The organism is Deltaproteobacteria bacterium (assembly GCA_022340465.1).
GTDB lineage: Bacteria > Desulfobacterota > Desulfobacteria > Desulfobacterales > B30-G6 > JAJDNW01.
The window spans coordinates 1-8,925 of sequence record JAJDNW010000072.1; the positions used below are offsets into that span (position 1 = coordinate 1).

Here is an 8,925-nt window from a genome sequence, read left to right on the forward strand (position 1 = left end):
CCGTCAAAAGCAAATGGACTTTTCATCGGTTGTCCTTCCAAATACCGAACCAAATTGAATGGGGGTGATTCGTCAATGTACCCTTCATTCCTGCTAAAATCAATTTTGTATTGCGGTTTCCCTCTCTTTTTTCCTATAAGAATATCAAAAAAAGGAGACGCAATGCAGCCATGGGAAACCCATACCCCGCACCCGTCGCAACCCGCCCGCTATGTCCTGGCTTTTGATCTGGGCAGCAGTGAACTGAAAGCCGCCGTTGTGGATGACGCTGGGCAGGTCGCGGCCGGTGTGTCAGAGCCTGTAACCACCTATCTACTGCCCGAAGGGGGCGCTGAACAGGATCCCCTGGAGTGGTGGGAAAGTCTTTGCAGAGCCGCCAAACGGGTCATTCGGGATTCAGGCGTTCCGGCCGATTCCATTGCCGCCGTGTGCTGCGATTCACAGTTTTCGGTCGCCGTGCCGGTGGACCGGCATGGCGAGCCGCTCATGCGGGCGGTCCACTGGATGGATACCCGCGGCGGTCCCTACAATCGGCGCATTACCGGCGGGTTTCCGAGCATCCAGGGCTACAGCCTTTTCAAGCTTTTCAAGTGGATTCGGTCGACGGGACTGGTCCCCACCCGTTCGGGCGTGGACTCTCTGGGGCACGTGCTCTTTATCAAGCATGAGCGGCCGGATATCTATGCCCGGACCTATAAGTTTCTCGAGCCCATGGATTTCTTAACCGCCCGGCTGACCGGCAGGATTACAGCCACTCAGAAAACCATGGTGCCTTTCGTCATTATGGACAACCGCCGCTGGGGCTCGCTTAAATACAGCCGGGATTTGCTGAATCTGGCCGGCCTGACGGAAGAAAAATTTCCTGAACTCATTGCCAACAACGGCATTATCGGTCCGCTGTCGCCTTCCGTGGCTGAAGCATGGGGGTTGCCGGCATCCACACCGGTGGTCGCCGGCATTGCGGACTCCAATGCATCCGCCATCGGCGCCGGCGCGGTTCAGGACTACGACGCCATCATCTACATCGGTACGTCGCAGTACATGACGTGCCATGTGCCTTTTAAAAAAACGGATCTGACGCATTTCATGACATCGCTGCCCAGCCCCTTTCCTTCACGATACTATTTATTGGGAGAACAGGGCGCCGGCGGCAAATGTGTCGAATTTTACTTGAAGCAGCTTGTGTACGACAACGACCGTTTCGCCACCGGTCCCTGCCCGAATGATGCTCACGAACGCTTCAACCAGGCAGCCGCTGACGCAGCAGCCGGCAGCAACGGCGTTATTTTTCTGCCCTGGCTGAATGGGAGTGTGGTTCCCTGCGAAGATCCCTATGTTCGCGGCGGGTTTGTCAATCTTTCTCTGGACACGAACCGTTCCCACCTGAGCCGAGCCGTCATGGAAGGTTTGGCCTTCAACAACCGCTGGACACAGGAAGCTGCTGAAAAGTTCATCGGAAGGCGCATTGAAAAATTCAGATTTTCCGGGGGCGGCGCCCTGTCGGATCTCTGGGCCCAAATTCACGCCGATGTCCTTGATGTAACGATTTCTCAGGTGGAGGATCCCGTCAACACGACGGTTCGCGGTACCGCACTGCTGGCGCTGAATATTCTGGGGCATCGCTCGCTTTCGGACATTCAGCGTCTGATAAAAATCAGAAAGGCCTATGCGCCGAATCCCGACAACCGAAAGCTTTATGACGCTGTGTATGCCCAGTACCGGGCGTTTTTCAAAAAAAACCGAACCATTTTCAAGGCATTGAATCACTCATAAACTATGACCGCCAAAGGAGGTCTCCATGTCCGAACAAAACGATCAGAACCCGCCCGCCGACCCTTTCAAGCCGTACAAGGGCCGTTTTCAGTCCTATCAGAAGCTTCCGGAACAGGGCCGCAACCGGGATGAGATATTTAAAGAACTGGCCGTCATGGCTGAAGAAGAAAACGCCAAATGGCAATCCGGCAAAGTTTCCGGGACCTTTTACCACGCCGGTGATGCTCACCGAAAATTTCTGAACGAAATTTTCTCTCTTTTTTCCCATGAGAACACCATTCAATTTGATCTGTGCCCCAGCATGTTCAAAATGGAAAGTGAAATTATCGCCATGACTGCCGACATGCTTCATGCAAATGCGGCAGCGGAACACGATGCGAAGGACCGCGTCTGCGGAACGGTCACGTCGGGGGGAACGGAAAGCATCCTGATGGCCATGAAGGCGTATCGTGACCAGGCTCTTCAGGAGAAAGGCATTCGCTCACCGGAAATCATCCTGCCCCACACTGCACATCCCGCATTCGACAAAGCCGGCCAATACTTCGGCATCAGAATGCGGCACATAGCGGTTTCAGAACCGGATTTCCGTGTCAATCCACAAAATGTCGAAGCCGCCATCAATGAAAATACCGTCGCAATTGTCGGCAGTGCCGGCAATTACCCCTACGGACTCATCGACCCTTTGGCGGAATTGTCGGACCTTGCACTGAAGCACGATGTCGGGTTTCACGTGGACGGATGCCTGGGCGGATTTATTTTGCCCTGGATCGAAAAGCTGGGATACCCTGTGCCCCCCTTTGATTTCAGACTCCCCGGCGTCACATCCATTTCGGCCGACACCCACAAGTACGGGTTCGCCCTCAAGGGAACATCCGTAATCCTCTACCGCAGCAACGCCTTGCGCCGCTTTCAGTATTTCAATGTTCCGGACTGGCCGGGCGGGTTGTATGCATCACCGACAGCCGCGGGGAGCCGTTCCGGCGGCCTTACGGCAGCCACATGGGCCAGCATGGTTTATCTGGGCGAGCAAGGATATCTCGAGGCTGCTCGAGCCATCATGGCGGTGGCCGACAAAATAAAAGCGGGAATTCGAAAAATTCCGGAGCTCGAACTGAACGGGGATCCGACCTTTGTCATCAGCTTCCGTTCCGCCGCAGTGGATGTTTTTCACATCAACGACGCTATGAAAGCCAAGGGCTGGCGGTTTAACGTCCTGCAGCTGCCGCCGGGACTGCATTTCTGCGTCACCATGCCCCAGACCTTTGTCGACGGCGTGGCCGATGCGTTTCTGGAAGATTTGACCGCGGGTGTGGCCTATGCAAAGTCCAAAGCGGGCACACCGGCCGAGACAAGTGCGCTTTACGGCATTGCCGGCACCCTTGAAGGCAACCGGCAGGTCACCGAGCTCATTTACGGCGCGCTCGATTACCTCTATTCCGTCTAACGGCAGACCGGCGCATGCGCTTTTCTACCGGGGCTGTTCTTTCAAACGCAGGCGCTCCACTGCCGCTTCGGCCCAGTCGCTCAGCTGGGTGATGGCAGTGGAATTGACATCCGGGCGGGCATCGGCGGCATTGAACCAAATTTTTCCCTCTGCGGGAATTCCCAGGGCACAGATATGCGGATGGGCGGCTCCGTTTTGAGCGATGATATGAAAATCTTCACTCACGTCCAGACCGCCCAAACGGTATGTTTCAGCCCCGTCCCGGTTGACATAGGGTCGAACCAGGCCACGCCTCAAAAGATTCTGCATCAATGCCGATGAATCTTCGCGCAGGTTGACGCCATGAATACGACCGTTGAGAATGTGCTGCACATATCTTTCGGAGTTCCGCACCTGCGGGCTTCGAATTAGAAACTCCCCGCGATTCCGGTCCATGCCAATTTCAGGATCGGGGCCCGAAAACCCAACTTTGCCGATTTCGGCCAGGTGAAGAAGCTGCCGGCAGCTCTCCACCGGCGGGCCCACGGCAATCCGGTTGTTCACACGATCAAAGCTTCTGTTCAGAAATTTATGAGACGCCGGTGTGAGTCCGCCGAAATTCACGGCCATCCTTAAAATATCCCGGCAGTCCCTCAGCACGGAATCCACCGCATTTTTCAGCGGACTGGTCATGTTTCCCAAATCCGCTTCGCGAATGTCGTCCGCCATGGTTTTCGTGATGAAGGCCATATAATCGGACAGGGAGGCAAAAACGGGGGTCTTCGAAGGCGTTCGGGCCTCAAGGGCCCTTAAAGGATTTTGCAGGTCTTCCCAGCTCAGTCTTTTTTCGAAAGGAATTTCGCTGCGAATCATTTCCGCTCGTATTTCCGGTGCACAGGTTAAATAGGTTCTGCCGAATGCATCACCCAGCAGCGTAGTATAATAGACGAATTCCATTTCCTGAAAAATCAGCGGAAAAATGTCCTGCTGAAAATCGAGTCTGGTCTTCTCAGCCTTGAGCCTGCGGACCGCGTCCGCGGTAAAAATCGCCGGCTGGTACTGCCGGGTTTTTTGGTTGTGCGCCCGCGCCGAATAGGGAAGCCCGATGCGTGATCCCAGAATGGCATAGGGTTCGTTGCCGGAGGCCGTATAAGCACCGTTTTTGAAGCAGCCGCCCCGGCCCCAGGTGAAGGCCCGTACGATGTCGATGGCCGTGAGTCCCATGCCGATGACATAGACGCTTTCATTCGGCCGAATATGCCGCGTCATTTCCTCAATGGGGTAAACATGGTGGATATAGGTGACGTTTTTTCCCTTTTTCTGCTGCGCCGCTGCGAAGCGGCCCCACTGTTCCGGCTCGGAGTCGGGTCGAATACCGTTTACGGCGTGCCCGGTCACCAGAAGGATTTCACCGGCATTGACGGAGGTGCCGTCGCCCAGAAGGATTGTCTGTCCATTCACCGGATCAATGTCTACAGCGGTGGCGGCATGACGGTGAACGGTCACACCCGGGGGTAAATTTTCTTCGGTCCATTCAAATACGTGGGCCAGATACTGCCCGTGATGGGCTCTTGCGGGGTAGTCATTGAGGCCGATGTCCAGGCCCTCGGACACCAGGTATCCGTGCAGGGTTTTTCTTTTGAAGGATCGGCGGGCTTCGTGATCATCATCCCCCAGGGCTGTAATCTGGGATGCCACCGTGTTGAGCAACAGGTAGTCCGGTTGCGCGGGGTTGTGGACAAATCCTCCGCCGTAGTTGCCGGATCTGTCGATCACGTGTATCTCTACCGGCTCGTTCAAGGGAGAGCGGCTCAGCTTCAATGCCAGCCGTCTGAAGCCGTAAGTACCCCGCGGGCCGGAACCGATAATCGCGATGATGTGCGCCATGATCAAAGGGCCCTTACATGCGCCGGTTGACGGCCTTTGCATATTCCAGGCAGGTAGCGCACCCCTCTTCGGAGTCCAGAATCAGGTCTTTGACCTTGAAAGGCCCCATCACCACCATGTTCATTCCAAACACGTGCTCCATGGTCTCGTGAATGATTTTCGGCGCTTCGCCGAAATGGGTGTAAGACCCGAAACTGGCGCCGATTTTTCCCTTGAGGCCTGCCTGCCTGGCCATGAACAGAAATTGCTTCATTTCATCGGTGGGCTGCTCGAAATAGGTGGGGCCGCCGAAAAAATAGGCATCATATCCCTGAAGCGCCCGAGCGTCCTCAATCTCCATAATGCTTTTCAAGGTCACTGTGTTCCCCTCGGCCCGAAGCCCCTCGGCGATCTGCTGTGCCATCCTCTCGGTGTTTCCCGTTTTGCTGTCATACGCGATCAGAACTTTTTTCATGGTCATCTCTTCCTGTTGGCGGTTGCGTATTGCGTGTTCATTGCCTGCCGCGCGCGCTCATTCTTCGGTTTGGGCCAATGCCTTGATGCGCCGTTTGGTTTGATTGATCAGTTTGGTGATTTTTATCTCCCGCGGGCAGGCGCGGGTGCATTCGAAATGATTTTGGCAGGGCCAGACGCCGTTATCGGCATTCAATACAGGCAAACGCAATTCAAACCCTCTGTCCCGGCTGTCATCATTGAACCGGCTGGCCTGCGCAATGGCCGCCGGGCCGAGAAACGCCGGCGTATTTTCAGGAATCGGACAGGCGGAAAAACAGGAAGCGCACAGAATACAGTTGGTGGCGTCATCAAATAGTCTGCGTTCTTCCGGACTCTGCAGCCGCTCCTTTTCTTCCACCGCCTCATCATTGATGAGAAAGGGCTTGATGGATTTGTATTTGTCAAAAAACGCCGTCTGATCAACGATAAGATCCCGCTGCACCGGAAAATAGCGTAAGGGTTCAAGGACGACGGCGGCACCGTCTTCATTCACGACATCCTGAATCAGGGTCTTGCAGGCCAGCCCGTCCTTACCGTTGATTCGCATGGCATCGGAGCCACACACGCCGTGGGCACAGCTCTTGCGAAAGGCGAGCGAACCGTCCTGAAAGCGCTTGATGTGCATCAGGGCATCCAGCAGGCGGTCGGTGGGCGCCACCGTTACCGGGTAGGTCTGGAAATAGGGCTCCCGGTCTTTCTCCGGGTTGAACCGCTTGATTTTTATGCTGATGTTCATCGGCAACTCCTCCTGATCACTAGTATTTCCGGGGCTTGGGTTCCCACTTTGAAATATCCACCGGCTTGTAGGACATTCGCACCGTATCACCGTCCAGATGGGCCAGCGTATGTTTGAGCCACTGTTCGTCATCCCGTTCCGGATAATCCTCCCGAAAGTGAGCGCCCCGGCTTTCCTGCCGATTCAATGCAGATTCGGCCGTAATCAGCGCCAGATCCAGCAGGTTGCCCAGTTCCAGTGTCTCCAGCAGATCGGTATTGAACGCCTTACCCGTGTCCTGAACCCGGACCTCGCCATAATCTCGCCGCAGCTCCTGCAGAATACCGAGGGTCGCCTGTATATCGGCGGCATTGCGGTACACGCCCACATGGGTCATCATCTCCGTCTGCATCTTTTCTCGAATTTTCGCCCCATGGGGCCCTTTTTTGCCGTCGGTCAGTTCGGCAATGCGCCGGCGGGCAAAATCCGCCGCATCTTCGGGCACCCGGGGCATGTCGACCCCTTTGACATATCGGGCGATATGAATTCCCGCCCGCCGGCCGAACACCACCAGGTCCAGCAGGCTGTTGGTTCCCAGCCGGTTGGCGCCGTGAACCGAAACACAGGCGCATTCTCCGGCAGCGTAAAGGCCTTCGCAGCAATCCCCCTGACCGTTCAACACCACACGGCCGTCCAGGTCCGTCGGTATGCCGCCCATGGCGTAATGCGCCGTGGGCTGCACGGGAATGGGGGCTTCCGCCGGATCGATTCCCAGGTAGGTTTTGCAGAATCCGGTGATATCCGGAAGTTTGGCCTGCAACACTTCTCTGCCGATAACCGTGGCATCAAGATGCAGATAATCGTCGATACGCCCGTCACCCCGAATTCCTCTCTTTTTACGAATCTCCGTCAGCATGGAGCGGGAGACGATATCCCGCGGCCCTAAATCGAGCAGCGTCGGCACGTAACGCTCCATAAAGCGCTCGCCGCTTCGGTTGCGAAGAATGCCGCCCTCGCCCCGAACCGCCTCGGATATGAGAATCCCCATGTCTTTGATGCCCGTGGGATGGAACTGAAAGAATTCCATGTCCTCCAGCGGTATCCCGCGGCGGGCCAGAATGGCGGGACCGTCACCGCTGTTGGCGTAAGCGTTGGAGGTGATTTTGTACATGCGCCCGAAGCCGCCGGTGGCAAAAAGCGTCACCTTGGATCGAAAGACATGAATGTCTCCGGTGGCCAGCTCCACGGCCACCACACCGCCGCACCGGTTGTCGTCCAGAATCACATCGACGATCTGAAACTCGTCGTAAAATTGAACGTCGTTCTTGATGCACTGTTGGTAAAGGGTCTGCAGGATCATATGACCGGTCCGGTCGGCCGAATAGCACGCCCGCCGCACCGGCGCCTCTCCGAAATTGCGCGTATGGCCGCCGAAACGGCGCTGATCGATTCTGCCTTCCGGTGTCCGGTTAAAGGGCAACCCCCGGTTTTCGAGATCGTAGACCGCCTGAACAGCATCTTCCGCCAGAATCAAAGCCGCATCCTGATCAACAAGATAATCGCCCCCCTTCACCGTGTCGAACGCGTGCCACTCCGGCTTGTCCTCCTCCACATTCCCAAGGGCCGCACTGATCCCCCCCTGGGCTGCACCGGTGTGGCTTCGAATGGCGTAGAGCTTCGAGATCACTGCGGTCTTCGCGCTTTTGCTGGCTTCCAGCGCCGCGTACAGACCCGCACCGCCGGCACCGATTACAACGGCTTCGAATTCATGATCCACTTCGCTGCTCCTTTCTCAGGCATGCCGTCCTCTGTTTTTCACCGCATCATCACCAAAAACATGGGGCACGGCCGTTTGGTTCCAAAAAGTATAGAGAGGCCGCCGTCGTATGTCAAGACGATACGCAGCCACTGATTAAAACCGAATAATGAATATCCAATCACCAATGTCCAATGATGAAGTAAGGAATTCTCGTATGGAAGTTCGTGCCGAATCGACAAGTCCTCACTTTGGCAAAGGGAGATTTAGGGGGATACCCATCGCAGGAAACAACAATCACCGCAACCTGCTGACATTGTATAAAAATCCCCCCTGACCCCCCTTTTTCTAAGGGGGGAACCGCTCACACTGACCTCACCTTTGATAAAGGGGGAAACCGCTCATGGGTATGGCCCACTGAAACCTGACACCTGATCACTGAAAACTTTCTTTCCCTGAGTTCCCTGTTTGATCAAACCGGCTGCCCGGCGGCTGAGCTGTCTCCTGTATTCGGTCTCCTGCAACGCAGGCTTTCGTTTCGGCTTTTGTTGACAAAATCGGCCTTTTTCATTATTGTGTAAAGGCTTTTTTACGATGTTCCCATCGTCTGAAGGATCTCTCGATGGAGCCGATCCCTGAAATCTAAATGACGAAAAAAAGGACTTCCCATGCGCATCGCCGTTATCGGTTCAGGAATTTCCGGCCTTGTTGCCGCCTATCTCCTCAGTGAGGAACACGAAATCACGGTATTTGAGGCCAATGACTATATCGGCGGGCACACCCACACCATCGATGTTCCATTAAACGGGCGCACGTATGCGGTGGATACGGGGTTTATCGTGTTCAACGAAAACACATACCCCAACTTTATCAAGC

Annotated in this window: 7 protein-coding genes; 3 read left to right on the top strand and 4 right to left on the bottom strand. The window is 55.5% G+C overall.

Features of this window, described 5'->3' with window-relative positions:
- The first annotated feature begins 162 nt into the window (after positions 1–162).
- Positions 163–1,773: an FGGY-family carbohydrate kinase gene (locus LJE94_11550; protein MCG6910743.1), complete on the top strand. Its 1,611-nt coding sequence runs from the start codon at positions 163–165 to the stop codon at positions 1,771–1,773.
- 25 nt (positions 1,774–1,798) lie between these two features.
- Complete coding sequence (locus tag LJE94_11555; protein MCG6910744.1) at positions 1,799–3,217, top strand: aspartate aminotransferase family protein; 1,419 nt, start codon at positions 1,799–1,801, stop codon at positions 3,215–3,217.
- Between the two features lie 24 nt (positions 3,218–3,241).
- Here LJE94_11555 and LJE94_11560 read toward each other — a convergent pair whose 3' ends face one another.
- From LJE94_11560 to sdhA, 4 genes are read right to left on the bottom strand one after another with little or no spacing between them, the layout of a single operon-like run.
- Positions 3,242–5,083 carry an FAD/NAD(P)-binding protein gene (locus LJE94_11560; GenBank protein ID MCG6910745.1) on the bottom strand — a complete coding sequence of 614 codons (1,842 nt, stop codon included), beginning with the start codon at positions 5,081–5,083 and terminating at the stop codon, positions 3,242–3,244.
- A 13-nt stretch (positions 5,084–5,096) separates the two neighbouring features.
- On the bottom strand, positions 5,097–5,537 hold the full coding sequence (locus LJE94_11565) for a flavodoxin-like domain-containing protein (protein MCG6910746.1): 441 nt from the start codon (positions 5,535–5,537) through the stop codon (positions 5,097–5,099).
- 57 nt (positions 5,538–5,594) lie between these two features.
- Positions 5,595–6,314, bottom strand: coding sequence for a succinate dehydrogenase iron-sulfur subunit (locus tag LJE94_11570; GenBank protein ID MCG6910747.1), 720 nt, complete (start codon positions 6,312–6,314; stop codon positions 5,595–5,597).
- A 19-nt stretch (positions 6,315–6,333) separates the two neighbouring features.
- The gene (sdhA, locus tag LJE94_11575; protein MCG6910748.1) at positions 6,334–8,070 is read right to left on the bottom strand and encodes a succinate dehydrogenase flavoprotein subunit; all 1,737 of its coding nucleotides are present in this window, start codon (positions 8,068–8,070) and stop codon (positions 6,334–6,336) included.
- Between the two features lie 647 nt (positions 8,071–8,717).
- Between sdhA and LJE94_11580 the strand changes: the two genes are divergently transcribed.
- Positions 8,718–8,925: FAD-dependent oxidoreductase (locus LJE94_11580; GenBank protein ID MCG6910749.1), on the top strand; the 208-nt coding region annotated here is incomplete at its 3' end.